We start from the raw sequence: 25304 nt of genomic DNA, 5'->3' as shown, positions 1-25304 counted from the left end.
TGTGACGAGCGGTGCGAAGTGGACGGGGTAGAACAACCGGCATGTCAGTCACGACGGTCAAACGCGAACTGTTGATCCGCCATCTCGAGGCGTGGGCTCCGGCCGCGCTGCACCGCGCTCGCAGGGCCATCTACCTGCATGGATATGCGGACGTGGACGGCGGCGCGACGGCCGAGGCGGCGGTACGGGTGCTCGCCGATCTGCCCGATCTGGCGCGCGGGCGGGAGCTGTCCATGGTGGCCGTGGGTGACGACATGACGACAATCACCCCGCGGCTCGGCGAGGTCCAGCAGCAGGCCGGCGCCGGGACGGGACTGTCCGTGCTGGGCATCGCGGCACCCGCCGAGGTGGCACTGCGGGCGGCCGGGGCCAAGGCCGTACCGCTGCTCGGGTTCTTCGATGCCGGGAGCGCGAGCGAACCGCCTGCCGTGCCCACCGTGCGGGCCCTGACCGCGGGCCGTCCGGCCGAGGCGCTCCTGGTGTTGCCGGCGGGCAGTCCGGTGCGGCCCTACCGGGAGGCCGGATTCCCGCTGCTCACCGCGGCGGAGCTGGCCACCGGCGCGGAGCCGGGGCAGGTGGTGGTCTTCCTGACCGGTTCCGGCAAGAGCCTGGAGCACTTCAAGGAGGCGCTCTGGGCTGTCGACGAGTTCGCCGGGGTGCGGCTGCGCGACCCCGGGGACCCGGAACGGCATCTGATCGACATCTCGCTGCAGCCGCACCCCGGCCCGCTGCGCCGGGAGATCCTGGCGTACCTGGCCGAGGTGGGTGCGGCGACAGTCAGCGACCTGCGCGTGTTCACGCTGACCGAGACGGTCTACCGGGCCGCTGACGCGAACCGGGTGCTGCATCTGATGCTCGAGGCCGGCGTGGTGGGCCGGAGTCCCGAGCACGGCCGCCTGGGTGGCGACGTGCTGATCACCGCGTCATGAGCGGGACTTGTCCTGCTTCCAGGACAGCGGGCCGGGCAGGTCGACGCGGTGCGCCCGGGTCCGGGAGTTCCAGGACCAGCGACCGACCTTGAGGCTCCACGACGAGAAACCGTTCTCGGTGAAGTTCAGGATCAGCGGGCCGAACTTCTTGCGGCTGCGGAAAACGAGGCCCATCGGAACGTCTCCTTCGGGGGAACAACTGTGCGATGACAGCACGGTTCCCGATCGGACCTTTCGACAAACGTCAGCGGCCGTGGGTGGGCCGCCCGGCGCCTGCCGCGGTGTCCACCGGCCTCTGCCGGATCGGCGCCGACAGCGTCACCGGGCCGGTCGAGGCCGGTGGACACCGCGCTAGCGTGGCTGCCAGGCGTCCGGCCGCGTCGTGAGCTTCCGGACGTGGGCCGGCATCCGGCCGCTGATCAGCTCGGCCAGGCTGACCTCGTCGACCACCTCGCGGACCGCGGCCCGCACCGCGACCCAGAGGTTCGGCAGGTTCTCCGCGGCTCCGGAATACTGCGTCTCCTCGGGGCGCAGGCCGCGCACACCGGCCAGCGGGCCGTCGACGGCCCGCAGGATCTGGCCGATCGTGACGTCCCGTGGTGGGTGGGACAGTGTGTACCCACCCTCGGCGCCGCGCTGGGCCCGCACCACTCCCGCGCGGCGCAGATCGGCGAGCACCGCTTCGAGGAACTTGCGAGGCATTTCCTGGTCTTGGGCGATGGCTTGGGCGGACATCAGCGACGGGTAGGCCTGCGCCAAACTCAGGGCCGCCCGGACCGCGTAGTCGCCGCGCGCGGAGATCTGCACCTGGCTATTCTGCCTCGTCCTCGCATGCCGGCTGCACATACCCCACGGCGATGTGGGAATTAACCGTCAGTCAGCGGGCGGTCGCGGTCCGGGAACGCCCCCGGGGCGGTCGGCGAACCCGGCACGGAAGTGCCCAGGGCTCAGTCCGGTCTCCCGGTGGAAGAACCGCCCGAAGTTCGTCGGCTCCGCGAAGCCCAGGGTGCGGCCCACCTCCGCCACCGACAGGCCGGTCGCGGCCAGCAGCCGGCGGGCCTGCAGGGCCACCCGGTCGTCGACCACCTGTTTGGCGGTCCGCCCGGCTACCGCCAGGCTGGCCCGGGTCAGGGTGCGCACCGAGCAGCCCAGCTCGGCCGCGTAGTCCTCGACCCGGCGGCTGGCCGGATAGCCCTCCTCCAGGCGGCGCCGGAAGCGCTCGAAGGTCCGGCTCTCCACGTTGCCCGGGTCGTGGCCGGTGCCGTCCAGCAGCCGGATCCGCAGCAGCAGCGCGGCGAGCTGGTGGCGCAGCAGTGCGGCGGCGACCCGGCCGGGCGGGCCGGTGGCGTCGGCCGCCAGGTGGTCCATCGCGGCGCGGAAGGCCGCCGGGTCATCGAGGGCCAGTGGTGTCCGGGCCGGCCCATCCGGATCGTCCGGGAAGAGACCGGGAAGTTCCTCCGGGCCGAACAGGCCCGGCCGGAAGACCACAGCGGCGGTGTCCGCCGGTGGGTCGCCGGGGTCGAAGCGGACGGCCTGGCCCGGCCGCAGCCAGAGGAGCGTCCCCGGTCCGGCCAGGTGGGAGGTGAAATCTACGTCGGCATGCAGAGGCCCCGTGGAGGTCAGCACGAGCGCGTGGCACTCGAGCAACCCGGTGGCGGATCCCGCCGCCACCGGCAGGGCGCATGCACCGACCCCCGCCCACTCGGGCGGTGTGCTGGCTGGCGCGCGCTCAGCGCGGTGAATGAGTGTCGGCATCGTGCCTGACGGTAACCGTCGATGGACGTCAACGCATCCCTTACTGCACCGACCGGGCTATTTGTCTGTTTCGTGCCTCGGTATTCGCTATACGTCCGATTCCGATTCCTTTTCGGAGATCCAGACTTTTCCCGGATATAGGACGACCCGCGCGGACCGGCAGTGTCCACGCGGGTCGTGGTGGAAAAGCGTCTGTCACCGACCGGCGAGCAGACGATTGACCGCCGCGTCTACGTCCAGGTGTTCCGATTCCCGCCCCCGCGGCACCACCACGTAGGTGCGCCGCAGGAACCGGACAAGGACGCTGCGCGGCACCTCGAACAGTGCGTTGCCGTCGGGCGACGACAGCGCCAGGGCGACGAAGTCCCCTCGCGGCGTGGCCCACGGCCACACCCGGACGTCGCCGATACCCGCTGGCTCATCGAGACCCGTGACCAGTAGTTCCCGCGCGAAGGACCAGCTCACGGCTTCCCCACCGGCTGATTCCGCGTGGAACAACACATGGACCGCGTACGGGTCCGCCGGGTCGTAGCGCAGACTGGCGCGCACCGGCAGTGCCGTCGCGTCTGGCGCTACGAGCCGCAGCGAGGTTTCGACCTCGACGGTCGTTGGACGAATGGTACTCATGGACGAACTCCCCCCGGCACCGCTGCGAGGCTGGTGAACCCCGCGTTTCCCATACTCAGGTGATCCCTGTCGTTACGCTCCGCCATACGCTGATCTCACCCAGTAGTGGGAAGACGGTTCCGAAAACCCCTCCGCCCAGGACGAAATTAGATATCTTGTCCTGTTCTGCCCATGTACTCGGCTCCGCCCGGCGTCGGGTGGTCCAGCAGTTGACTTACTCCGGTAACGTCCATTCGTCCCGGGTAGTGACGGGGCCGCAGGACACTGAGGGATGAAATGGGTGTAAAACCGGACGACAAGGTTTCCGACGTGCGTCTGCTCGACCGTATCCGTTCCAATCCCACCGGACGCCTCGCTCTGAAGATCGGCGTCGGCGTGCTGGGCACGCTGGTCGTGGCGGTCGGGATCGTGCTGATCCCGTTCCCCGGCCCCGGCTGGGCCATCGTCATCCTCGGCCTGGCCATCCTGGCCCTGGAGTTCGCCTGGGCGAAGAACCTGCTCGAATTCACCAAACGGCATGTCAAGGCGTGGACGCACTGGATCGGCCGGCAGAGCCTGGCGATGCGCGGCGTGATCGGCGTCGTCGGCATGGTGTTCGTGGCCGGGGTGGTGTACTTCGCGGTCCGGCTCAGCCTCGGCATCGACCTGATCCAGGAGGCGCAGGACTTCCTCGCCCACCGGTGACGACCCCGATTTTTGATCGGCGGGCGGGGTCCGGTAGAGTTCCATCTCGTTGAGGGCGATTAGCTCAGCGGGAGAGCGCTCCGTTCACACCGGAGAGGTCACTGGTTCGATCCCAGTATCGCCCACATAGTCTTCTAGCTGCAAAAACACCCGTCACGGAGATAATCTGTGACGGGTGTTTTGTCATGATTTTGGGAGCTAACGGGGAGCAGTGATCCCGGTCAGCTGGTGACCTCTCCCAAAACACGAATTGTCCGCTCCCCGCGTGAGCGCCACCATGTCGCCGAGGTGGTCACCGTTTGCCGGTGTCCTGCCAGCGTTTCTGCAGGCCGTCGACGAGTCGTTGTTCGACGGTCGGGCTGACGTGGCTGTAGATGCCGCGGACGCCGCCGCGTCACCGCCAAGGTGTCCACGAGGTCTCCGGCGGTCTCCGGTTTTGCTTGGTCGCTAAACCAACTACCGGTGACCTCGCTGTCTATCGATCAACGACGCGCGTGACCCTCATCGCTGCTGAACCGACTTCGATGCACGTTCTAGCGGACGCCGCCAACTGAGACAAGGTGGCTTACACCTCGACCCAGTTCATCAGCGGGGACAGTTTGCCATGCTCGCAGAAGTAGCGGAGCACGTCGATGGCCTCCACTATCGGCACCGCAGCCGATGGCGGGAACTCCGACAAGTGCCCGTAGTAATGGAACACCACGCCTTCACCATCTCGCGCCCGCGCTGCCCCTTGGCTGCTGAAGTACGGCGGCATCTTGGATGCGCCCACGTAACTCAACACTGAGATCTCGCGGCCCAACCCGATGGCCAGACAGCCGCCGTCGTCGAGAGTCACCTCGGCGATCAATGGTAGGTGGGCGGCGTCCTGTTCTGCCTCCGCGAATGCGTGCCGGAACTCATCTTCGCAGGTGACGAGATGACCATCATCGTCGCCTCGCTACTTGATCTTGGCACGCAACCTGCCTCCTCGGGTCAACGCGATGCTCGCCTCCATTCGAGATCGCTCACACAGTTCGCGCCAGAGCCCGAAACTCGCGGATACGAAATCCGCCGACGCGGGGCCGAGGGTCAGACGGACCAGACCGCGTGCGTGCGCTTCGAGCCGCGGTGGAACCACAACAAGGCGATGACTTGGCGCGCATCAACTGCGCCTAGCACTGCAACTCGACGCGTCCGCGTCGTAGCCGCTGACCGCCGACGGCGCCGAGTAGATCCGGATGACTAACCTGATCTTGTCCACGCGGACGTGGCACCACCGCAGCTCAGACGCTCACAGCGGACCAGCGAAGCACCTTGGCTCGTGCTGCCTGGATGCCGACGAAATAGTTTGCCCCGGGTGGACGGGTTGTGCAGGCTGTGGTGGTGCGTGATCCGGTATTGATTGTCGGTGCGGGCCCTGCGGGTTTGGTCACCGCGCTCGAGTTCACTCGTCGCGATATCGACGTCCGGATAATCGATCGGTCGTCAGCACCGGCCGGTGGTTCGCGCGCCAAGGGGATACAGCCCCGCACCTTGGAGATTCTCGAATCTCTCGGCGTCGTCGATGCGGTCCTGGAGGCCGGCGGTCCCTTCCCGCGGTGGCGCAGTTACCGCGCGGGTCAGGTGGCATGGGAAAAATCGATCTACGAGTTGCTCGGCATCGAGCAGCCAGCGCCGATTCCCGCCGTGCCCTACCCGGAGACCTGGATGATCCCTCAGTGGCGCACACAGGAAATCCTCACGGAGGCGTTGGCCCAACGCGGCGTTCGGGTTGAATACGGGTCGGCGCTTACCGGACTTGACGACGACGGTGCGGGAGTCACCGCGACGGTCCAGCAGGCGGGGCAGCCCGTCCAGATCAGGGCCTCCTACGTGGTCGCGGCGGATGGTGCGGCCAGCGTGACGAGAACGCTCCTAGGCGTGGCATTCGATGGGATAACCCGAGACGACGAGCGCTACCTCACCGCCGATGTGCGCACGTCCGATCTCGATCGCATGTACTGGCACAACTGGGCCAGCACCGACAATCCGGCGGCGCGGGTGTCGATCTGCCCGCTGCCGGGCACCGATGTGTTTCAGTTCGTCGCCCCGCTACTGCCTGGCGACGAGATCCCGGAATTGACGCTGGCGACAATTCAACGACTGTTCGATGAGCGCTGCGAACCGGCGAGCGTCACCTTCGACGAGGTCCTGTGGATCACTGCGCATCGGGCGAACGAGCGCCTGGCCGATCGGTTTCGGCAGGGTCGGGTGTTCCTGGTCGGCGACGCCGCGCACACCGTGCCTGCTGCCGGTGGCCAAGGAATGAACACCGCCATCGGCGACTCCCACAATTTGGTGTGGAAACTCGCGGCAGTGCTGCGGGGAGCGCCAGATCACCTTCTGGACAGCTACGAACTGGAACGTCGCCTCATCGCGGCGCGGCTCATGAACGGCCTAGGCGTCGCCGACGAGAACGGCGAGACGCCGGACATCTTCCAACTCCGCGACCACTACCGGGCCAGCCCGCTCAGCGTGGACGTGCGAGATATCCGCGATGGTGTCCGCGCGGGCGACAGGGCGCCGGACGGGTCGCTGACGACCGTGGAGGGCTCGTCGCTGCGCTTGTACGACATCACCCGCGACACGGACCTCACCGTCCTTGCCTTCGGAGGCACCGATGCGAGATACCGCGACTCCATCGCGGCAGGCATGCGTGTGATGGCAATTAGGATTATCGATGTCGATGGGGAGTTCCCCAGCAGCGCCACCGCACTGCGCGCCAGCTACGGCCTTCAGGACGGTGCTCGGGCACTGTTCGTCATTCGCCCCGACGGTCACATCGGACTCGCCGCAGACGACACACTCACTGAGCGGCTCGAAGAATATCTCCGCCAACTCTTTCACCGTGACGAGCTCGCCCTCGCCCCAATTGCCCCAGCCGGAATCTGATCCGCCGAGGCCTGCGCACTCTCATCGGCTACTTGTTTCAGTGCTCTAGGACTGCGGCCCGGCCAGCCTTCGGTCTAGACGTCCGGGCTGTCGCTCTCTTTTCGGCTGCTCACCTCGGTGTGGCTCTCTTTTGGCTTGCGCAGTCCCGGGCGTCGTCACAGGGCAGGGAGAGGCTCAAGAGAGTTTTGCCCGGCTCGCTAGGGCTCGGGTATTCGCGACTGGACAAGGCCGCAAGACCGATGCCACCGACGCGCATTCCATCGCGCTGGTCGGCACTCGTGTGGCCGGGCTGCGTCCGCTGGTCAACGATGAACAGCTGGCCGTGCTGCGGATCCTGGCCGTGGTGCCGCTGCCTCGGCGAGGACCACACTCGGATGGTTTCCCAGCTGCACCAACTGCTGTTGGAGCTGATCCCGCGACCGGAGCCAACCGGCCAGGACGGCGCTGGCCAGGGCGGCGTCGAGGCGGGTCAGCAGCCGCCACATCGTCGTGCAGGCGGGCACGCCACGGGTGAACCCGAGCCGGACCTGGGCCGTTTCGTCGAGGTCGTACAGCGAGCCGATGATCGCGACGAACGACGTGGCACCGGCCAGGACTGCACAGAAGGGCGACGGTGAGCAACGCCGCCACCATCATCACTTGAGGGCTTCACCCGCTTCATCCGCCTCCACAGAGGCCGCTCACCGCACGAAGACCCTGTTCAGCGCGTCGCTCCGCGATAACGCAACGGCCCTGTGCCCAAAGGCGGCCCGTCGGTTGTTGGCCTGGCATGCTGAATTGGTGGCTGAAGACCGCTTGACCGGAGGGCGCAATACCCGCGAAGTTGTCCGAATTGGTGAGACAGTGAGACACACGCGCGGGTCGGGGGCAGGGTTCGCCGCACGCGTGCTGACGTTCCTGGAGTCGATTGGATTTGCGCATGCGCCTCGCTACTTGGGTGTTGACGAGCGCGACCGGGACATCCTCACTTTCATTCCAGGATGCACGACGGATCACCCCAGCCAACGTGGTCACGGGGCGTATGGCATGGGCGGAAGGATCCTGCGCGAGTTGCATGATGCGACTGACGGCCACGCCCTCGCCGGCACGCAGGAGTGCGTGATACATGGCGACCCCGGTCCGTTCAACACCATCTTCCGGCAGGGTCAGCCGGTTGCCTTGATCGATTGGGACTCCTGCCGACCAGGACGGCGGCTCGAGGATCTCGCCTATATGAGTTGGACCTGGTGCATTCAGTCAGCTGGCAACGTTCCCATTGAGCACCAAGCGGAGCACCTGCGGGAGCTGCGAGATGGCTACGGTTCGGTGGAGACCGAGCTGCTGATCGACATGATGCTCCTGAGGCAAGCCGAGATTGCCGCGAGCGAAGCTGCCAACGCACGGAATCTCGCGTTGGATCGTGTCCGTCGACAGAGCGCCGAGGAGGCCGTCGCCTGGGCTGAGAACGACAGCGCTCTCGTCAGGGGAAACCGGACGACGCTCCTGGCCGCACTTTTGCGATGAACGTGAGGGAACTCGACGGGGCCACGGCTGAACACCGTGAGCTTGCGGCCCGGCGCCTTCGGGCGGCTATCTCGCGTGACACACCTTCAACAGCGCCCCGTTCACGGCTTTCCACTCTGTCGTTTGAGGTAGACCCTGACCGACACCAGCCACAAAGCCCCACTCACGGGTCACTGAGCCAGGGCCGCCTCCCGCCACGGATCAGGCCGGGTCGGCCGCCGGGATCGTGTTCGTGGTGGCGGACTGCGCCAGGCCGACATCGACGCCGGCGCCGAGCCCGGCGTGAGCCGCAATGATGCGGCCGCGGTGCCGGCCGTCGTCAATCGGCCAGCCGGAGCTACCGGGCGCGAAGGACCGCAGCGGCAACCCGGCCTCGGCGAGGAAAGACATGCTGGCCTTGGGTTGGTTCGGGCGCGGATCGCGGCAGAAAGTGATGTTGCCTCACCCGACCTCCCTCTTGGCTTCGATCAGGGTACGAGCGGAGTGGCTCACGAAGACGCCATGCTCGCGGATGTACGCGTCGAGTCGTTCCAGGGCTGTCCGGTAGCGGTCGATGGTGAAGTCGGGCACCCACCAGACACATTTGCGCAGGATGTAGACGACCGCGCCGATGTCGAAGAACTCCATCTGGCAGCGCGCGGTCCGCAAGTCGACGATCTGTAGCCCTGCGGATCGCGCCGCCGCGGCCTCACGCTCGGGGTCGCGGCTGAGCCGCTCGCGTGTCAGCGGACCACGGAACCACTCGATCAGCTCGAACGCGGACGCCGGTCCGACGTGCTGGGCCAGGTATGTGCCCTCCGGAGCCAGCACGCGAGCGATCTCGCGCCAGTCGGGATCTACCGGGTGGCGGCTACCTACCAGCTCGAAGGCGGCGTCCGCAAACGGCAGGGGCTGTCCTTGCTCCACGAAGACCACCTGCACCCCGCGAGGCGAGAGTAAGCGGTGCGCGCGTTCTGCGTTCGGGCGCCATCCCTCGGTGACGACCATCCGGGGCGGCAGCCGGGGTGCTTCAGCGATGATTTCGCCGCCTCCGGTGTCGATGTCCAGGCCCGAGGCGACACGGGCAAGGCGTGAGGCGAGTAGACGCGAGTACCCCCACGGTGGCCGGTCCTCGGTTGCTCGTCCGCGCAGCCAGTCGAAGTTCCATCCGGTCACGTCAACTCGGGCCGCTTCGTCGATGAGGTCTTCGAACGTACGCACATCAACATCCTGGCGATGCGGTCAACCGGATAAGGGCATAGCTAGGCATCCGCTCATCGGCTACTTGTTTCATGACCCTGCGCGCCGACTTCCGGCACCAGCGAATGAGTCGGTTCCTTCCCAGGCTCTTGATCTCAACCATAGTTGAAGTTGGATACTGCTCCGTGGCTGCGCCATTCGACATCGAGGGAGACCAGTATGACGACGCTTGAGCTGCCGGACGACGAACTCGCTGGTCAACCTGCCGCCTATTGGACGGGTGTGGCTTACGAGTCCCTTATCGCCTTCACCCGTGCCCGGCAAGCCGAATTCGGCTTCACCCAGCCCCAATTCTGGCTGCTACGCAATCTCTCTCCGAGCGACCTTCTGCCGCATGATGGCGGTATGACCGTTTCTGAACTGGAGCAGGCGATGAGCTCGTACCTCAGGGCGGAGGATGACCTCGACGTCGAGGCACAAGCACTGCTGGAGCGCGGGTGGGTGAGCCGCGACGAGAAAGGCGCACTGAGCATTACCGAGGCTGGGGAGGATGCTCGCCTGCGCTTCAAGCAGTACGCGCCGACTATCCGGGCACTCATCCATAAAGATATCGATGACGCGGACTACGTGGCGGCTTTGAAAGTTCTCCGACAGTTGATTCGGAATACCGGTGGCTCGGCGTAGCGACTTGGAGTCGCCCGCCTTCCTGATGTCGATGCCGAAGAAGCTGTGACACCCTCTCCTCGGCTACTTGTCCACTGGTCGTACGACCGCAGCCCGGCCGGGCTCGGTCGAGGCGCCGTGGTGCTCACCGAGTGCGGGGGACCGGAGAAACTGCGAGTCGCCGAGTTGCCGGAGCCCGCTGTCCTCCCAGGTGAGATCCAGATCAGGACGGTCGCTGCCGCGGTGGATCCGGTCGACCTGCGGACCCGCTCGGGGCTGCACGAGATCGCGGTGCCGATGCCGATGATCCTCGGCTGGGACATCTCCGGCACGGGCGTGGAGTCGAACGCCACCGCATTAACCCCGGGACGACCAGGTGGTGGCGACGTCCGCGCAGATGGCAGCCGGACGCGGCACGACAGCGGAGCTGGTCGCGCTGGACACTGCCATCGCGGCGTATGCCCCGAAGAGCATCCCCCTGCCGCATGCCGCCGCGCTTGCGCTGGCCGGTCTGATCGCGTACCAGGCGCACGACAAGCTTGACCCGCGGGTCGGTGCGTCGTGCCGGTGACCGGCGCCTGCGGCTCGGTCGGCATCGAGCCGACCGACCTCCCCGCCGGCTCGACGTACGGCTGCTCCTCTGAACGGCGACGGCCACCGGTGCTGGTCGCACCGGTGGCCGCCAGGTTCAGGTCGGATCAGGGGTAGGCCACGACCTGGCGCGGGGTGGTGTTGCCGGCCGGGTTGGGGACGGCGCCACCGGTGTCGTTGACGACATTGGTGATGGTGCCGACGTCACCGAGCGAGACGGTGAGGATGCTGCGGAGCCGGACGCCGGAGCGGTTGGGCACCTCGAAGGCCCGGTCCGCCCGGACACTGGGGTTGACATTGAAGAAGGCGTACGAGCCGCCGCCCCAGAGCTCGTGGTCGGTGACGGTGTCGGCGACCTTGTAGGCGGCGTAGCCGTTGCCGCGGGGCCCGATCCAGGCGGCCTGGTTCGGCACGTCGTACGGCTTCTCGTTCTGGAAGAAGATTGTCTTCCCGCGGTTGCCGTTCCAGATCACCTCGTACTTCTGGTAGTGCTCGACGAACAGACCGGTTGCCAGGACGTCGTCGCCGTTCACGATCAGGCCGGTGTCGCCGGTGTTGACCGTCCAGCCGGTGGGTGCGCCGCCGTGGTCGGCCCGCCAGGCCCAGATGTGGTCGACGATCGTGTCGTCGCTGTGCACCGCGAGGGTGGTGGTGGCCTTGCCCTGGACGCTGCTGCCGACCCGGAAGAAGACGTCCTGAACGCTGATCGGGTTCGCGGCGTGGTCGGTGTGGGCGCCGGCCCGGCCGACGCTCATCAGGGTCGGGCTGTTGGTCGTGCCGGCGTCGAAGGTCAGTCCGCTGACCTTGACCCCGTCGACGTCGGCGACGTTCAGGGCCTCGACCCCGTTGGCCGGGATCAGGGTCGGGAACCCGATGCCGGTCACCACGGTGTTCGGGCGGGTCACTCGGATCGTCTCGGCGAGCGAGTAGGTGCCTGGGGTGAAGAACAGGTTCAGGCCCTGAGCGAGAGCGGCGTTGATCCGCGCGGCGCTGTCACCGGGCTTGGCGACGTAGAACTCCCGCATCGGGATCGAGGCACCGGCCGCGTTCGGCCAGCTGGCGCCCGCGGAGTTGCGCCGCAGGGCGGGCACGAAGACGCGGTAGAGGCCGGCGCTGTCGACGTAGAGGTACGGCTTCTCCCGCGTGACCGGGGTGGTGGCCAGCGTGGTGTGCGGCGGGTTCGGGAACGCGTTGGCCGGGGCGCCCTGGACGCCGGAGTAGACCATGTTCCAGACGCCGCCGTCCCAGCGTGCGATCCGGCTGTCCCGGGTGTACCACTGCTGCTGGGAGCCGGAGGAGACGACGCCGTCGACGACGGAGTCGGCGAGGTAGCCGCCGCTGGAGTAGCCCTGCCCGTTGTCCTGGTTGGACGGGGCCAGGGTCAGGTTGCCCTTGATGTGCACCCGGCGCATCGGAGCGGCCTGCGAGACGGCCCACCGGTTGGTGCCGCCCTCGGGCACGATCGACAGGTTCTCCATGCTGCGCCAAAAGTTCTGGGTGGCGTTGGACTCGTCGCCGTAGTTCCAGCCGGAGTCGACGTTGACCGCGCCGTTGATCGTCACGTCGTCGGGGTTGAGCCCGAGGCCGGCGACCGTGGTGTAGAACCCGACGTTGGCCCACACCCGCCCGTAGGTTCCCGGTTTGAAGAGGAACACGTGGCGCTGCGATCCGAACTGCGCGGTCGGGCTGCGCAGCTGCGCGTTGAACGCCTGGTCCACCGCGGACTGGATGGTGGACGCCGGCGTGTTCGGCTCGAAGATCCGTACGTTCGGGCCGAAGTCGGGGGTGTCGGAGGTCGGCAGCGCCGGAGTGGTCGGGGACGGGTTCGCCCCGCCGCCGAAGACCTGGAACTCCCACAGCGAGTAGCCGTACGGGGTGGCCCGGGTGGTGCCGTTCATCCGCACGTACCGGCCGCTGCCGGTGACGTTCAGCGTCTGGACGCCGGCCTTGCCGGTGGTGACCGGGGTGATGTCCGTCCAGGTGGTGCCGTTGGGCGAGGTCTGGATGGTGAAGGCCGAGGCGTACGCGCCCTCCCAGTTGAGCACGACCTGGCTGATCGACTGGGCGCTGCCCAGGTCGACCTGCAGCCACTGCGGGTCGGCGAACGTGCTGGACCAGCGGGTGCCGGCGTCACCGTCGACCGCGGCGGACGGCGGGAAGGCGGCACTCTCGGCGGACGACGCGGTGGCCGCCTTGCCTTGCGACAGCGGGAGATCCGCGGCGTTCGCGGTGGCGGCGACCGACGCGACGGTGATGCCGAGGGCCGCGGTCAGGGTCGCGCTCAGCACGAGCCGCCCGCGGCGCGAACGTCTCGGCCGTGGGGAGGTCGGGGTGGGGGGTGTCATGTATCTGCCTATCGGACAGTGCCGCGTCCGTGGGGACGGAGGTGCGGCAGAGCGGGGGACCACGAGGCGCTGCCAGAGAGCGCTCTCTGCGCAATTGTTACTTCGATGTCTCAGCTCGTCAATATGCCGGCAACAAAGGGTCCGGTTCCGGAACGGGAAGCCCTCACCACCGAACCCGGCTTTACGGCGGTCGATGCTGCCAATCGGTTTCGCATCGGGGGAAGTCATTCCCCGAAAACTGTTATCGGCCGCGTTTTTCGCCGTCTCGCGCCCAGGGTCGTTGCGTGTTCGGATAGCCGCTGGTTACAGCCTGTACGAGTTCGGTTGGCCGACGGTAAGCGGCTCGGTTGGCGGGCGGTGTCGGTTTCGCCGCCATCCGGCCAGGGTCGCCGCGACCATGGCGGCGTCGAGGCGGGTCAGCAGCCGCCACACCGTGGTGCCGGCCGGCTCGCCACGATGGGACCCGAGGACGCGAGTGGTGGCGAGGTAGGCGCGGATCTGGCCGGGCGCCGTTGGATCCGGACCGGCAGCCGGTGGCCGCCACGATCGCGCCCGGCTAATCTGCCGGGAACGCGGGAGGATGGGATGAAGGCTGAAACAACCCGGCTGCGGGCCGACGCCCAGCGTAACCGCGACAACATCGTGGCCGTGGCTCGGGTCGTGTTCGCCGAGATCGGCCCGGGTGCGCCGATGGACGAGATCGCCCGCCGGGCCGGGGTCGGCGTCGGCACGCTCTACCGCCGCTTCCCCGACCGGGGGTCGCTGCTGCGCGCCGTGGCCCTGGAGAGCCTTTCGGCCCTCCTGGCCGACGCCCGCGCCGCAATCGATGAGGAGCCGGCCGCCTGGGACGCCCTCGCGCGGGTCGTCCGCCGGGCCGTCGACCTACGGTTCAGCACGCACGTGACCATGATGGACGAGCACACGCGGCAGGCCCTCAAAGCGGCACCCGACTTCCGGCACACCCGCGCCGCGGTGCTCGACCTGGTCGAGCACCTGGTCGAGCGGGCCCAGGCCGAGGGTTCGATGCGGTCCGACGTCGGCGCCGGTGACGTGTTGGCGGTGGTGTCGCTCCTGCTCAAACCGCCACCGAGCCGGTCCGCGGAGATGTCCGACCTGCTGATGCGCCGCTGCTTGAGCCTAGTCCTGGACGGCCTGCACTCGGGTGGGCGGACCATGCTTCCCGGCGAACCGATCAGCGTGACCGACCTCCATCTGGATTCCTGACGACCTTGCTGTCGACTCTGGACGAATGTCCGGATTCAAGGCTATTCTCGGCCAGGAATCGGAGGATTTTATTCCGCTTAGGTTCGACTGTAACCGATGGAGGTTCTCGGTGACCGCTCCCGCCTTGCAGACCACCCGCCGCTGCCCGTACGCGCCCCCGGACGAGCACACCCGCATCCGGGACACCGAATCCGGGATCTCCCAGGTCACCCTGCCCAGTGGCCAGGTCGCCTGGGCGCTGGGCCGACTCGAACACATCCGCGCCGTGCTCACCGATCCGCGCTTCAGCTCCGATCGCCAGCACCCGAACTTCCCCCGGCTCACCCGCGAGCAACCCACCTCCGACCTCATGCGCCCATCGATCATCCAGCTGGACCCGCCCGAGCACGGGCCCGCCCGCAAGGCCGTGGTTGGCGAGTTCACCGTGCGCCGCATGGCCGCCCTGCGCCCCCGCGTCCAGCAAATCGTCGACGACCACATCGACACCATGCTGGCCGGCCCGCGCCCCGCCGACCTCGTACGAGCTCTCTCCCTGCCGGTGCCATCCCTGGTGATCTGCGAACAACTCGGCGTGCCCTACCACGACCACGAGTTCTTCCAGAGCCGCAGCTCGGCCCTGCTCAGCCGCGCCGTCACCGCCGAGGAACGGCGGCAGGCAGCCACGGAGCTACGCGACTATCTCAAAAACCTGATCCTCGAGAAGGCCGCAGACCCGGCCGACGACCTGCTGGGCCGTCAGCTCGCCCAGGGCAACGACCCCGAGGACGTCCTGTCGCTGGCCTTCCTGCTGCTGATCGCCGGCCACGAGACCACCGCCAACATGATCTCGCTCGGCGTGGTGACCCTGCTCGAGCGCCCGGAGGAACTGACAGCGCTGCGCGACGACCCCACGCGTACGCCCCTCGCGATCGAGGAGTTGCTGCGGGTCTACACCATCGCCGAATTCGCCAACTCCCGCGTCGCCGTCGAGGATGTCGAGATCGGCGGCGTAACCATCCGGGCCGGCGACCCCGTCCTGGCACTGAGCAACGCCGCCAACCACGACCCGTCGGCCTTCGACGATCCGGAAGAGATCAAGCTCGACCGGGGCGCCCGTAACCACGTCGCCTTCGGCTTCGGCATCCACCAGTGCCTCGGCCAGAACCTGGCTCGCATGGAACTGCAGATCGTCTTCGACACCCTCTTCCGCCGCATCCCGACCCTGCGGCTCGCCACACCCGCCGACAGACTGCCCTACAAAGACGACGCCTTCATCTACGGCATCCACGAGGTGCCGGTGACCTGGGAGGACCCGGCATGACCAGGATCGTGGCGGACCTCGACCGCTGCGTCGGATCGGGCCAGTGCGTCCTGACCGACCCCGACGCGTTCGATCAAAGCGATGAGGACGGTACGGTCGTTCTCCTCCAGGACGCCCCGGCGGACGACGAAGCCTGGAAGCGGGCCCGGATCGCCGTCGAAATCTGCCCGAGCCGGGCTCTCTCCCTGACGGAGTAGCCGCCGGCACGCCGCGCGGCCACGGTGACCTCGGTCCGCGCCGCGGCCGCGACCACAGCCGGTTGAGGTCGGGGAATGTCAGTGACGGCCATGGTCGCGGCCTGGAAATGCGCTGCGGCCGGGCCGCCCTCGACGAGGAGAGCACGCGGATCGAGCACGACAGTAAGAGGGGCGCTTCGGCGTCGGCGCTCGTCCGCTTGCGCGACCACGGCCTCCGGGGCGATGGAGAGCGCGGTGGCAGCACGAGCTGACTCTCTGTTCCACGGCCACGCCCACGGCGATTTTCGGTCGGTTCGGCAGCGTTTTGAAACGTTCTGACCAGGCTCGACTCGGCCGGTGTTGTGGGAACCTGCTAGACCGGTGCCAGGTCTCGGCGAGAGGCAGACCGGTGACCGTAGGAGGAACCCATGCGCGTACGAGGGACCGCGGCGGCCACCGCCCTGCTAGCCGTCCTCGCCGGCGGCTGCGCCCGCGCCGACAGCGACATCGTCGGCCTGGCTCCCGCGCCCGTGCGTAGCGGCCCCGCGACGCCTGCCATCCACGACCGTTGGGAGTCTTGCGACAGTACGGCATACGGCTCGGCGCAGAACCGGATCAATGACGGCCAGGACGCTCTCACCCTGCCACTTCTCGACGACGGCTTTCAGCCGGTCTCCGCGATCATCTGCGGCGCCAGCATCCGGGAGCGCCCAGGCGGAGGAACCGAGTTGGTCGCCGAGGAAGCCCGCGCCGACGATCTGACCACGGTGCTGTCCACGCTGCGCCTGTCCGACGAGGGCCCCACCGCGGGGGTCTGCACCATGGAAATGCCGGCAGTGCCTTGGCTGGCCCTGCTCGACGATGACGGGCGCTGGATTCGCCCCGGTGTTCCGGTAGACGCCTGCGGCAAGCCGCGTAGAGAGTTCCGCACGGCGTTCGAGAAGCTGGCGACCACCACGGTGAAAAGCCGGGTGGTCCAGCAAGTCGTGTCCGACGAGGCGGCCAGCAGCGGCTGTTCCCAGTCCTGGGCGGACATGGCGTGGGCCATGGGCGGCGCCGAGAATCGTCACGGGACGGCGCTCGCGCCCTTGCCGGAGCGGGCGAATGTCCGTCGCTGCGTCTACGACGTCCCGGCCGCCGAACGCGGCAGCGCTAAACCGGCCGGTGACTTCCGATCAGGCGGCCCGCTGCCCGCGACCGGCTGGACCGCGATCCGGGCCGAGATCGAGGCATCCGCCCCCAGCACCGCCACCTGCAGCACCCCGGCCAGCAGCTTCGCCGTCCTGCACCTGGAACCCGGCGGCACGATCTACATCGAGGCCGACGGCTGCCGGCGTATCCTGCTCGAACCGGCCAACGGCCCCAGCGTCTACCGTCTCAGCAGCGCGCGCCTGACTTCCCTGGCGTTCGACAAGTAGCACAACGACATTCCCGCTGGCCGATCACGCGGGCGGACTCGTAGTGGCAGACGAATGCGCTTGTCGACGATTGCACCCGCTCGATATCACGACTCTTGTCGGCCAGACCTACGCGATGCACGGGCCCTGGGAGGGATCGTCGTCGCCGGTGGCGGTCGTCACCGGGCAATCGGCGTCCCTTCACCAAGCGCTGCCGTTGCCACCCAGGTCCGAGGGAGTGAGTGGTTGCGGTCAGGTCTGGTGCGGGACGGTCTTCGAGTGGTGCCCGCGCGGGGCGATCAGGCCGGGACTGTCGCGCAGTTCCAGGCCCGGAGCCGGGGCGGAGGTGGGCTGGCCAGCCGTCCTGGTCGGGCTCTCCGGTGGCGGGTGATGTGAGTGTCCGGCTCAGGCCGGGATGAGGCTGGCCATCTTGTCGGCGGACTTGAGCCCCGAACCGGTGAGCACGACGACGGTCGTCTGACCGGCAGTGATGGTGCCGGTGGAGATGAAGTGGTCGAGCGCGGCGGCCGCGACGGCGCTGGTCGGCTCGGCGTACAGGCCGCGGGCGGCCAGGGCGCGGACCGCACCGTGGATCTGCTCTTCCGGAACGGCGACGGCCGCGCCGCCGCAGCGACGTAGCGCCTCGACCGCCTCGGGCAGCCGTACCGGGGTGGCGATGGACGCCCCTTCGGCGACGGTAGGCACGCGCTCGCCGCGCCCGGCCCGGTCGACGCCGTTGAAGGTGTCGGCGATCGTGGCCCAGTGCTCGGGCTGCCCGATGAGCAGCCGGGGCAGCCGGTCGATCTGTCCGGCGGCGAGCAGCTCGGAGAAGGCGATGTCGCAGCCGAGGATCTGGCTGCCGGCTCCGGCGACGAGCACCACGTTGTCCGGGGCGGTGAAGCCGAGGCTTTCCCAGATCTCGTACGCGATCGTTTTGGTGCCCTGGACGAACATCGGGTGCCAGTTGTGGCTGGCGTACCGGATCTGCTCCGACTGCCGGACGGCCTCGGCGCCGACCTCGTCGCGGGTACCGCCGACGAGCTCGATCTCCGCGCCGAAGGCACGTGCTTGCAGGATCTTCGGCGCGCTCGTCGCCGCCGGCACGATGATCTTCGCGCGGATGCCGGCCGCGGCGGCGTAGGCAGCGACCGCGGCGCCGCCGTTGCCGGAGCTGTCCTCGAGCACCCGGTCAGCGCCCTGTGAACGCAGGTGCGACACCATCACCGACACGCCGCGATCCTTGAACGACGACGTGGGGTTGAACCATTCCAGCTTGAAGTGCACCCGGTGCTCACCCCACGCCAGCGCGACCAGCGGGGTGAGACCCTCGCCGAGACTCACGCGATAGTCCGGGTCGACGGGCAGGACGGCCCGGTAGCGCCACAGCGACCGCTCACCCTGGTCGATCTGCTCCGGCCGCAACCCGGACAGCGGCGACAGCGCGAGGGGGCTGCCGTCGTCGCCGCGCCAGCGCCGGTCGCTGAGCGGGTACGTGTTGCCGCTCCTGTCCAGCAGCACCGTTGCGGTGTAGTTCCCCATCACTTCTTCACCTTTCGCGCTACTCCGGCCACGCACGCAGCGCCGTGTCGACGATCTCGTCGAGTTCATCGGCCCCGAGCCCGTTCGCGGCCTGGACGGCGATACCGAACCCGGTCGTCATGATGAAGCGGGCGAGGCGCCCCGGGTCGGCGTCACGTGATAGATCACCCTCCTCGATGGCGCGCTGGAAGCGCTCCTCGAGTCGGACGCCCGCATCGTTGCGCCAGTCGACGAGCGCATCGTGCGCCGGCCGGCTCTGCTCGGTCAGGGTCAGCGCGCCCTGAACGGACAGGCACCCGGCGGGGCAGCCAGGTGACGTCGTGGTCCGGACGGCTCCACGCAGGAACGCCTCGGCCACCGCGCGCGCGGTCGGCTCTCGCAGGGCGCGTGTCGAGTAGGAGGCCGGCCCCTCGGCGTAGCGCTCCACGGCCTTGCGGAAGAGCTGCTCCTTGTTGCCGAACGCGGCATACATGCTCGACTTGGTAATTCCCATGGCGCCGGTCAAATCGGTGAGGCTCGTGCCGTCGTATCCCCGCGCCCAGAACACCCGCATGGCGCGTTCCAGCACCTCGTCGATGTCGAACTCGCGGGGACGGCCGAACGCGGTGCTCCGGGAACCACTCATGGCGGCATCCTCCTCGGTTCGGATCCGACAGGCGCGGCCAATGGGCGTGGCTAGCTGTCTCGCTGCTCACATCGACTTTACTACTGATCGGTCCAGATGTGCTAGCGTTCTGGACCGACCGGAACTTAAAGCGTTCGTGCTCGCATCAGGAAGAGGACCACCACGATGAAAACCACGTCGCTCGGCGGGCTGAGGATCTCCCGCATCGGACTCGGCGCCATGGGCATGTCGGCCTTCTACGGACGAGCCGGCCGGCTCGACGATCAGTCGATCCGGGCGATCCGGCGCGCCCTGGACCTCGGTGTCACCCACGTCGACACCGCTGAGGCCTACGGTCCCTACACCAACGAAGAGCTGGTGGGCCGCGCGGTGAAGGGCCGCCGGGACGAGGTCGTGCTGGCCACCAAGTTCGGCCTGGTCTCGCACACCGGCCGCCCAGGCTTGGACAGCACCCCGGCCAACATCCGGCTCGCGGTGGAGGGGTCGCTCCGGCGCCTCGGAACCGACTACCTCGACCTCTACTACCAGCATCGCGTGGACCAGGACACACCCATCGAGGAAACCGTCGGAGCACTGGCGGAACTGGTAGCCGAGGGAAAGATCCGCTACATCGGCCTATCGGAGGCGGGGCCCGCGACGATCCGGCGGGCGTACGCCGTCCACCCGATCGCCGCGGTGCAGTCCGAGTACTCGTTGTGGGCCCGCGACCCCGAGGCGGAGGTTCTGCCGGTACTGCGCGAACTCGGAGTGGGCCTCGTCTCTTACTCCCCGCTGGGCCGCGGATTCCTCACTGGTGACATCCGCTCGCTCGATGACCTCGAAAGCGACGACTGGCGCCGCACCAACCCACGCTTCGCCGGCGGCAATCTCGAACGCAACATGCGCATCGTCGACGAGGTCCGCGCCGTGGCCGCGGAAGCCGGAGCCACGCCCGCACAGATCGCCCTCGCCTGGCTGCTCGCCCAAGGCGACGACATCGCTCCCATCCCCGGCACCACGCGAGTTGACCGGTTGGAAGAGAATGCCGCCGCTGACCGCGTCAAACTCATCGACGAGCATGTGGCTCGGCTGAACAACCTGGCGTCGGCCTCCGGCGCCCGCTACGACGAAGACAACCTGGCCGCCATCGACCGTTGAGCCGATGGCGAACTCGGACCTCCCCCACCGGGACGGCGTTGACTGCGGCTGGCGCCCGCTGGAGGAGGACCCGGGCGCGTCCCCGGACACCGTTCGGCGTGCAGGCCGGGCGCGGCTAACGGTCGCAGCTACGCGGGCTCTTCGTAAATGTGGATCCTGATGTGGTTCCGGCGGGATCACGCCAGGACGTCGAGGAAGTCGCGATAGGCCTGCTCGATTTCGCCGGCCCGGGTGCGTACGACTTTCGTCGCGGGACGGGTTGCCACCAACGCCGTGAGGCGGTCGTACACCGCCTCCAATTCTGCGAGACCGCCCTGCCGTTCCAGCATTTCTCCGGCGTCCCGGTGGCCGGGCTCGGTGCTGCTCCTGCTCCGATCGACGAAACGCTGGATGGCATTCCGTTTGCTGTCGATGAGGACCACCTCATGGAACGCGCTGCCGAGCTCGTCGGCCAGCGCGGCGGCTTGCTCGATGAATGTGGGGCGAGCCAGCAGTTGCGGCACGACAACGTCGTGGCCTGCGCCGAGATGCACTCGAGCGCCGGCCAACGCGACAGAGCGGGCGAGAAGTCCCGCCGTCTCGATGTGCTCGCGCCATCCACCGATCAGATCCCGAATCCGATCGATGTCCATGTTCAGCGCAAGTGGATGCGTTGCTACGAACATGCGGGCCAAGGTCGACTTGCCACACCCCGGCGGGCCATTCAACAAGATCAGTCGTGGCACCGTGCCATTGTAGGAAGCGCCCTCGGCGCGGCATCTCACTCAGCGACACGAGCCGGCGCGCGCCGCTCTGACGCGTAACAGCCTCGGGCGACGAGCGGCAGGAAAGTGAGATGCGCGGCGTGCAACGGCGGGTCGAACCAGCGCTGGCATTTGATCTGGCTCAACGGCGGCGGCGTGCTGGCGAATGTCCAGGCTCCGCTGAGCACCACCAGCGGCGCCGGGCAGCGGCTTCTCACCAGGACCGATTCCTGTCTTGGCTGGTGAGCGGATCGGGCGAACAGACAGGAGATGACCGCTTCTCCTCGAGCGTGTCAGGCCGTGGGCGCGAGGACGACTGCTGACCAGCCAGGACCGGGCCGGCGAGGGGATCGTGTCAGGCCGTGGGCGCGAGGACGACTGTCTTGCCGGGCAGCTCGCCCGCACCGGCCTGGGCGTGCAGCGCGGGCAGGTCGGCCAACGGCACCCGCTGGGCGACCTCCACGCGCAACTCACCGGTGCTGACCCGGGCGGCCAGGTCGGCGAGCTGGTCGGCGTCGCTGCGGACGAACAGGTCGATGCCGCGCACGTTGCGCTCCTCGTCGGAGGGCGCGGGCATCCAGACGGTGGTGTTGACCAGGGCGCCGCCGTCCCGGATCAGCGTGACCAGCGCGGCCAGCTGCTCCGGGGTGACCGGCGCGAGGTTGAGTACCAGGTCGACCGGCCCGGTCACCGCCGCGGCCACGTCGGTGGTGGTGTGGTCGATGATCTCGTCGGCGCCCGCGGCCTTGACACGATCGGCGCTGCGCGGGCCGGCCGTGGCGATCACCTGGGCGCCGATCTCCTTGGCCAACTGCACGGCGTATCCGCCGACCGCTCCACCGGCACCGTTGATCAGCACGCGCTGACCAGCGGTCAGATTGCCGTGGTCGAACAGCGCCTGCCATGCGGTCAGGCCCACCAGCGGGAGCGCCGCGGCGTCGGCCAGCGGGATGTTCCTGGGCGCCCCCGTCAGGATCTCCGCCGGCGCGATCACGTACTCCGCCGCCGCTCCGGTCCCCGTCATCGGCAGGAAGCCGATGACCCGGTCGCCGACCGCGACGTCGTCCACGTCGTCACCGAGCGCGTCGACCGTGCCCGCGACGTCGATGCCGGGAGTGTGTGGCAGCTCGACCGGGATCGGGCCCTGCATGTACCCCGCGCGGATGTTGCCGTCGACGCCGTTGAACGACGTCGCGGCGACCCGGATCCGGACCTGGCCGGCGCCCGGGACGGGCTGCTCGACGTCCTCGTAGCGCAGCACCTCGGGACCGCCGAACTGGTGAAAACGTACTGCCTTCATCGCTGAACCTGCTTCCGTGAGCGCCGTCGATGTGCTTCGTGACGTGAGGCGATGGGTCATCGCTTCGAGTCATGAAGGCGTCCAGCCCCGTGTCACCAGGGCCGCCCGGAGGCGGCCGCTGGAACCGCGGCTGCTGGAGACGTCACTCAATCTCGCAGGATCCGGCGCGGTCAGCCTGGGCCAGACCGGCCCACCCTGATGATGGTCGGTTCCCCGGCGTCGCCGACGAGCTCAGCGAGACGCGCCGCGTCGGCCGAGCCGGGCGCCGCGGTGAGCATCAGAGCCGCCAGATCGTCGCCCGGGATGGCGAGCAGGCTGCCGACCAGCGTGACGGCGCCGCCGTCCGGATGGATGAACGCGGCACTGCTCTCGTAGGCCGCCACCGGTCGCGGCGTGCGCCACAAGGTGTCGAACAGACGGCTCCGGCTCCGCATCTCGTCGACCAGCGCGGCGAGCGACGCGTCGGCGGGGTAGCGCAACAGCGCGCTCCTCAGGCGGGTGACGAGGATCGCCTCATGATCGGTTGCGTCGACCGTGGACTGCCTGAAGCCACTGAACGGATCGCAGAACGTACGCCAGGCGATGTTCCACTCCCACGGGTCCCCGGTCAGATCCCAGTGCCCCAGAGCCAGGAACGCGCTGTTCACGGCGATCAGGTTCATCGCCGCGTCGGAGACGAACATCGGAGTGTCAGTGAACCGCTCCAGCAGCCGCATCGCACCTGGACCGACTTCGTTCGGCACCTGCCCGTCCGCGGCGGCGTACCCGGCCAGCGCGCAGAGCCGCTCGTAGTCCGCCCGCCCGACCCGCAACGCACGGGCGATGGCGTTCACCACCCCGGCCGACGGATGGCTGCGCCCCTGCTCCAACCGGCGTACGTAGTCGGGAGACATCCCCGCGAGCTCACCGAGCTCCTCCCGCCGCAGTCCCTGCACCCGTCGGCGGCCGGTCGGTAGCCCGGCAGCCGCAGGGGCCGTGCCCTCCCGCAACTGGCGCACCGCGGCGCCGAACTCCTGACGTTCCACGGCCCAAGTGTGCCCGGCCGGTCCAAACGGCGGGGTGACGGCGGCATCGACGTCCAGCGCACCGGTCCGGCCGGGGACCGGAATTCCGACAAGACGGTCGTGACGAATGGTCATGCCCGGAACGCGATGCCGGGTTCGTCCGGCGAACTGTTCCGGAGTCCTGACGTCAAACTGGGGATCGTGGGCGACAATGGTTTGATGGAGATTTCGCCGGAGGCGAGGCGTGTCCGTGAGGTGCTGCGGCGAACCCTTGAGGGAAGCTGGCCGTATCCGCCGGACTGCTGGGCATTTCTGCGCTCCCTGTCCGAGGGCGAATTGTACCGCGTCCTGGCCGATCCCGTCGTACGAGAATTGATAATCGGCCTCGGACCTCAATGGACCCGGGGAACGCGGGATCTTTTCGCGGCCGCAACCGACATCGCGGAGGACAAGAGAAATCCTGAGGCTGCCACGAAGGCCGCAGAGCGCGAAGCGCGTGCCCGGGAACTGTTCGCCGACGAGGAGATGCCGATGATTCTCCTCATGGAGGCGGCGGAACAGGTGATGAACGGAAAAACTGTGGCGGACGCCCTTCGTGCTGATGGAAACAGGAGGAGCTGAGCCTGCGGACGGAAGCGGAGATGGCGGCAGTGGTTACGCCATCCTGCCGACCTGGGTGAAATCCCGCGTGGTGCCGTCATCGGCTGATTAGGTTACAACCTATGAGGCGACATGCACCCAGAGCTGGAGCCGGCGCGGCGGAGGAGTTCATCTGGCGGGTCGATCTGGGCCCGGACGTCACCCTCGAGCACGTCACCACGGTTCTTGGAGACCTTGACGCCGCGATCCAGCTTGGCGAGCGTCTGGCTTGGCTGTCCGAGCGGCAGGCGCTGTATACCAGCAATCTGTCGAGCGCGGCGCAGGAGGGACCGGACTTCCTGCGCACCCGCGCGTCCGAGCTCGGCGTGGCTCTGCCCGAGGAGGAGAAGCTGCTTCACTATTGGCCCTGGGGCTACGTTCACGAGCAGATGGGGTTCACCTCGCTCCTGGACAAAGTGGTCGACTCGGAGATGACCGCACCTCCGGTTCCTTCGACGGTCATCGTCGGAATGCGATTCTCGAACCCCTTGGAGGTCGTCCTGTCCGCCCTGGCGAACAGGGTCCCCTACATTGTCCGGATTCTCCAGGTGATACGGGACTGGAACCCGGAAAGAAGGGCTTCCGCAGCGGAGGCGACCATCGCTGAGTCCCACGCCAGAATGGTGAGCGCGCAGGCCGATCTTTTTGAGTATCTGTGCAGGAAGGCCATGGAGGACCCGGAAACCGTCGCCGCATCAAGACTGTTCGAGAGCGCTACGCAGAGAGAACTCTCTTCCGTCATAGCGCTGTCGGAACTGGTGACCGAGCTGGCGGACGCGGCGGAGGTCCTGGCCGGCCCGAGCCCCAACGAGGACGACCGCTAAGCAGCTGATCGAGTACTTCATGAGCGGATATGGTTTGTGCTCTTCGCCAGAGTGCGGCGGGTACGAGCTTGAGCAGGCACACCACACCCTCGGTGATAAGAGATTCGGATGTCCGGGGCATCAGTCGCGCCCGGCGTACAAGTAGACGGTGACCGCGTCGGCCGTGTGCTGATCTCGTCAGGGAGTGTCAGGTTCTGTCCCGGCGAA

Annotated in this window: 25 protein-coding genes, 1 tRNA gene and 2 pseudogenes; 15 read left to right on the top strand and 13 right to left on the bottom strand. The window is 68.0% G+C overall.

The window, feature by feature from the left end; translation table 11 throughout:
* Positions 1–41 precede the first annotated feature (41 nt).
* A complete protein-coding gene (locus Asi03nite_RS33210; RefSeq protein ID WP_203684470.1) occupies positions 42–929 on the top strand; it encodes a hypothetical protein in 888 nt (295 codons plus the stop codon).
* Here Asi03nite_RS33210 and Asi03nite_RS33205 read toward each other — a convergent pair.
* The 4 genes from Asi03nite_RS33205 to Asi03nite_RS33190 all read right to left on the bottom strand — a co-directional run bounded on the left by Asi03nite_RS33205 (position 924) and on the right by Asi03nite_RS33190 (position 3311).
* Entirely contained in the window at positions 924–1103 is a 180-nt protein-coding gene (locus Asi03nite_RS33205; protein ID WP_203684469.1) for a DUF4236 domain-containing protein, read from the bottom strand. The genes Asi03nite_RS33210 and Asi03nite_RS33205 overlap by 6 nt on opposite strands.
* 177 nt (positions 1104–1280) lie before the next feature.
* Positions 1281–1736 (bottom strand): RrF2 family transcriptional regulator, encoded by a 456-nt coding sequence (locus tag Asi03nite_RS33200; RefSeq protein WP_089296352.1) that lies wholly within the window; start codon positions 1734–1736, stop codon positions 1281–1283.
* A 66-nt stretch (positions 1737–1802) separates the two neighbouring features.
* Positions 1803–2684 (bottom strand): helix-turn-helix transcriptional regulator, encoded by an 882-nt coding sequence (locus Asi03nite_RS33195; RefSeq protein ID WP_203684468.1) that lies wholly within the window; start codon positions 2682–2684, stop codon positions 1803–1805.
* A gap of 195 nt (positions 2685–2879) precedes the next feature.
* Positions 2880–3311, bottom strand: a complete 432-nt coding sequence (locus tag Asi03nite_RS33190) for an SsgA family sporulation/cell division regulator (RefSeq protein WP_020514863.1) — start codon at positions 3309–3311, stop codon at positions 2880–2882.
* Positions 3312–3587: 276 nt separating this feature from the next.
* Here Asi03nite_RS33190 and Asi03nite_RS33185 point away from each other — a divergent pair, with 276 nt between their 5' ends.
* Both Asi03nite_RS33185 and Asi03nite_RS33180 read left to right on the top strand, forming a co-directional pair.
* Complete coding sequence (locus tag Asi03nite_RS33185) at positions 3588–3995, top strand: TIGR02611 family protein (RefSeq protein ID WP_203684467.1); 408 nt, start codon at positions 3588–3590, stop codon at positions 3993–3995.
* A 53-nt stretch (positions 3996–4048) separates the two neighbouring features.
* Positions 4049–4120, top strand: a tRNA-Val gene (locus tag Asi03nite_RS33180).
* Positions 4121–4560: 440 nt separating this feature from the next.
* On the opposite strand, the pseudogene Asi03nite_RS33175 reads toward Asi03nite_RS33180, so the two are convergent.
* Positions 4561–4914: pseudogene (locus Asi03nite_RS33175) on the bottom strand (Imm1 family immunity protein); the annotation flags it as partial.
* A 431-nt stretch (positions 4915–5345) separates the two neighbouring features.
* Here Asi03nite_RS33175 and Asi03nite_RS33170 point away from each other — a divergent pair.
* Positions 5346–6908: an FAD-dependent monooxygenase gene (locus tag Asi03nite_RS33170; RefSeq protein WP_203684466.1), complete on the top strand. Its 1563-nt coding sequence runs from the start codon at positions 5346–5348 to the stop codon at positions 6906–6908.
* Between the two features lie 885 nt (positions 6909–7793).
* Positions 7794–8411 (top strand): phosphotransferase, encoded by a 618-nt coding sequence (locus Asi03nite_RS33165; protein WP_203684465.1) that lies wholly within the window; start codon positions 7794–7796, stop codon positions 8409–8411.
* Between the two features lie 201 nt (positions 8412–8612).
* Here the strand turns inward: Asi03nite_RS33165 and Asi03nite_RS33160 are convergent, their stop codons facing one another.
* Together Asi03nite_RS33160 and Asi03nite_RS33155 are read right to left on the bottom strand one after the other, a co-directional pair.
* Complete coding sequence (locus Asi03nite_RS33160) at positions 8613–8801, bottom strand: hypothetical protein (RefSeq protein WP_203684464.1); 189 nt, start codon at positions 8799–8801, stop codon at positions 8613–8615.
* A gap of 51 nt (positions 8802–8852) precedes the next feature.
* Positions 8853–9611, bottom strand: coding sequence for a class I SAM-dependent methyltransferase (locus Asi03nite_RS33155; RefSeq protein WP_203684463.1), 759 nt, complete (start codon positions 9609–9611; stop codon positions 8853–8855).
* Between the two features lie 198 nt (positions 9612–9809).
* Here Asi03nite_RS33155 and Asi03nite_RS33150 point away from each other — a divergent pair, with 198 nt between their 5' ends.
* From Asi03nite_RS33150 to Asi03nite_RS33145, 3 genes and pseudogenes are all read left to right on the top strand, one after another.
* A complete protein-coding gene (locus tag Asi03nite_RS33150; RefSeq protein WP_203684462.1) occupies positions 9810–10274 on the top strand; it encodes a winged helix DNA-binding protein in 465 nt (154 codons plus the stop codon).
* A 45-nt stretch (positions 10275–10319) separates the two neighbouring features.
* Positions 10320–10610 (top strand): annotated as a pseudogene (locus Asi03nite_RS39020) (alcohol dehydrogenase catalytic domain-containing protein); the annotation flags it as partial.
* A gap of 40 nt (positions 10611–10650) precedes the next feature.
* A complete protein-coding gene (locus Asi03nite_RS33145) occupies positions 10651–10824 on the top strand; it encodes a hypothetical protein (protein WP_203684461.1) in 174 nt (57 codons plus the stop codon).
* A gap of 127 nt (positions 10825–10951) precedes the next feature.
* Here Asi03nite_RS33145 and Asi03nite_RS33140 read toward each other — a convergent pair whose 3' ends face one another.
* The gene (locus tag Asi03nite_RS33140) at positions 10952–13132 is read right to left on the bottom strand and encodes a pectate lyase-like domain-containing protein (RefSeq protein ID WP_307834048.1); all 2181 of its coding nucleotides are present in this window, start codon (positions 13130–13132) and stop codon (positions 10952–10954) included.
* 642 nt (positions 13133–13774) lie between these two features.
* Here Asi03nite_RS33140 and Asi03nite_RS33135 point away from each other — a divergent pair.
* The 4 genes from Asi03nite_RS33135 (at position 13775) to Asi03nite_RS33120 (ending at position 17307) form a co-directional block, all read left to right on the top strand.
* On the top strand, positions 13775–14413 hold the full coding sequence (locus Asi03nite_RS33135; protein WP_203684459.1) for a TetR/AcrR family transcriptional regulator: 639 nt from the start codon (positions 13775–13777) through the stop codon (positions 14411–14413).
* Positions 14414–14438: 25 nt separating this feature from the next.
* Positions 14439–15713 (top strand): cytochrome P450, encoded by a 1275-nt coding sequence (locus Asi03nite_RS33130; RefSeq protein WP_239103099.1) that lies wholly within the window; start codon positions 14439–14441, stop codon positions 15711–15713.
* On the top strand, positions 15710–15910 hold the full coding sequence (locus Asi03nite_RS33125) for a ferredoxin (RefSeq protein WP_203684458.1): 201 nt from the start codon (positions 15710–15712) through the stop codon (positions 15908–15910). Before Asi03nite_RS33130 ends, Asi03nite_RS33125 begins: the two co-directional genes overlap by 4 nt.
* 407 nt (positions 15911–16317) lie before the next feature.
* Entirely contained in the window at positions 16318–17307 is a 990-nt protein-coding gene (locus tag Asi03nite_RS33120) for a hypothetical protein (protein WP_203684457.1), read from the top strand.
* Between the two features lie 384 nt (positions 17308–17691).
* Here the strand turns inward: Asi03nite_RS33120 and Asi03nite_RS33115 are convergent, their stop codons facing one another.
* Positions 17692–18825 carry a threonine synthase gene (locus Asi03nite_RS33115; protein WP_203684456.1) on the bottom strand — a complete coding sequence of 378 codons (1134 nt, stop codon included), beginning with the start codon at positions 18823–18825 and terminating at the stop codon, positions 17692–17694.
* 19 nt (positions 18826–18844) lie between these two features.
* Positions 18845–19450 carry a TetR/AcrR family transcriptional regulator gene (locus Asi03nite_RS33110; RefSeq protein ID WP_203684455.1) on the bottom strand — a complete coding sequence of 202 codons (606 nt, stop codon included), beginning with the start codon at positions 19448–19450 and terminating at the stop codon, positions 18845–18847.
* A gap of 165 nt (positions 19451–19615) precedes the next feature.
* On the opposite strand from Asi03nite_RS33110, the gene Asi03nite_RS33105 reads away from it, so the two are divergent.
* Positions 19616–20587 (top strand): aldo/keto reductase, encoded by a 972-nt coding sequence (locus tag Asi03nite_RS33105; protein ID WP_203684454.1) that lies wholly within the window; start codon positions 19616–19618, stop codon positions 20585–20587.
* A gap of 176 nt (positions 20588–20763) precedes the next feature.
* On the opposite strand, the gene Asi03nite_RS33100 is transcribed toward Asi03nite_RS33105, so the two are convergent.
* The 3 genes from Asi03nite_RS33100 to Asi03nite_RS33090 all read right to left on the bottom strand — a co-directional run bounded on the left by Asi03nite_RS33100 (position 20764) and on the right by Asi03nite_RS33090 (position 23655).
* On the bottom strand, positions 20764–21312 hold the full coding sequence (locus Asi03nite_RS33100; RefSeq protein WP_239103098.1) for an AAA family ATPase: 549 nt from the start codon (positions 21310–21312) through the stop codon (positions 20764–20766).
* 373 nt (positions 21313–21685) lie between these two features.
* A complete protein-coding gene (locus Asi03nite_RS33095) occupies positions 21686–22630 on the bottom strand; it encodes an NADP-dependent oxidoreductase (RefSeq protein WP_203684453.1) in 945 nt (314 codons plus the stop codon).
* Between the two features lie 170 nt (positions 22631–22800).
* The gene (locus Asi03nite_RS33090) at positions 22801–23655 is read right to left on the bottom strand and encodes a helix-turn-helix domain-containing protein (protein WP_203684452.1); all 855 of its coding nucleotides are present in this window, start codon (positions 23653–23655) and stop codon (positions 22801–22803) included.
* 9 nt (positions 23656–23664) lie between these two features.
* Between Asi03nite_RS33090 and Asi03nite_RS33085 the strand changes: the two genes are divergently transcribed.
* Together Asi03nite_RS33085 and Asi03nite_RS33080 are read left to right on the top strand one after the other, a co-directional pair.
* Positions 23665–24255, top strand: coding sequence for a hypothetical protein (locus Asi03nite_RS33085; protein WP_203684451.1), 591 nt, complete (start codon positions 23665–23667; stop codon positions 24253–24255).
* Between the two features lie 101 nt (positions 24256–24356).
* Positions 24357–25097 carry a hypothetical protein gene (locus Asi03nite_RS33080; RefSeq protein ID WP_203684450.1) on the top strand — a complete coding sequence of 247 codons (741 nt, stop codon included), beginning with the start codon at positions 24357–24359 and terminating at the stop codon, positions 25095–25097.
* Positions 25098–25304 lie beyond the last annotated feature (207 nt).

The organism is Actinoplanes siamensis (genome assembly GCF_016862395.1).
In the GTDB taxonomy this organism is placed as follows: Bacteria; Actinomycetota; Actinomycetes; order Mycobacteriales; family Micromonosporaceae; genus Actinoplanes; species Actinoplanes siamensis.
The sequence above is the reverse complement of the archived record's forward strand: the minus strand, read 5'-3'. Positions and strand labels throughout refer to the sequence as shown.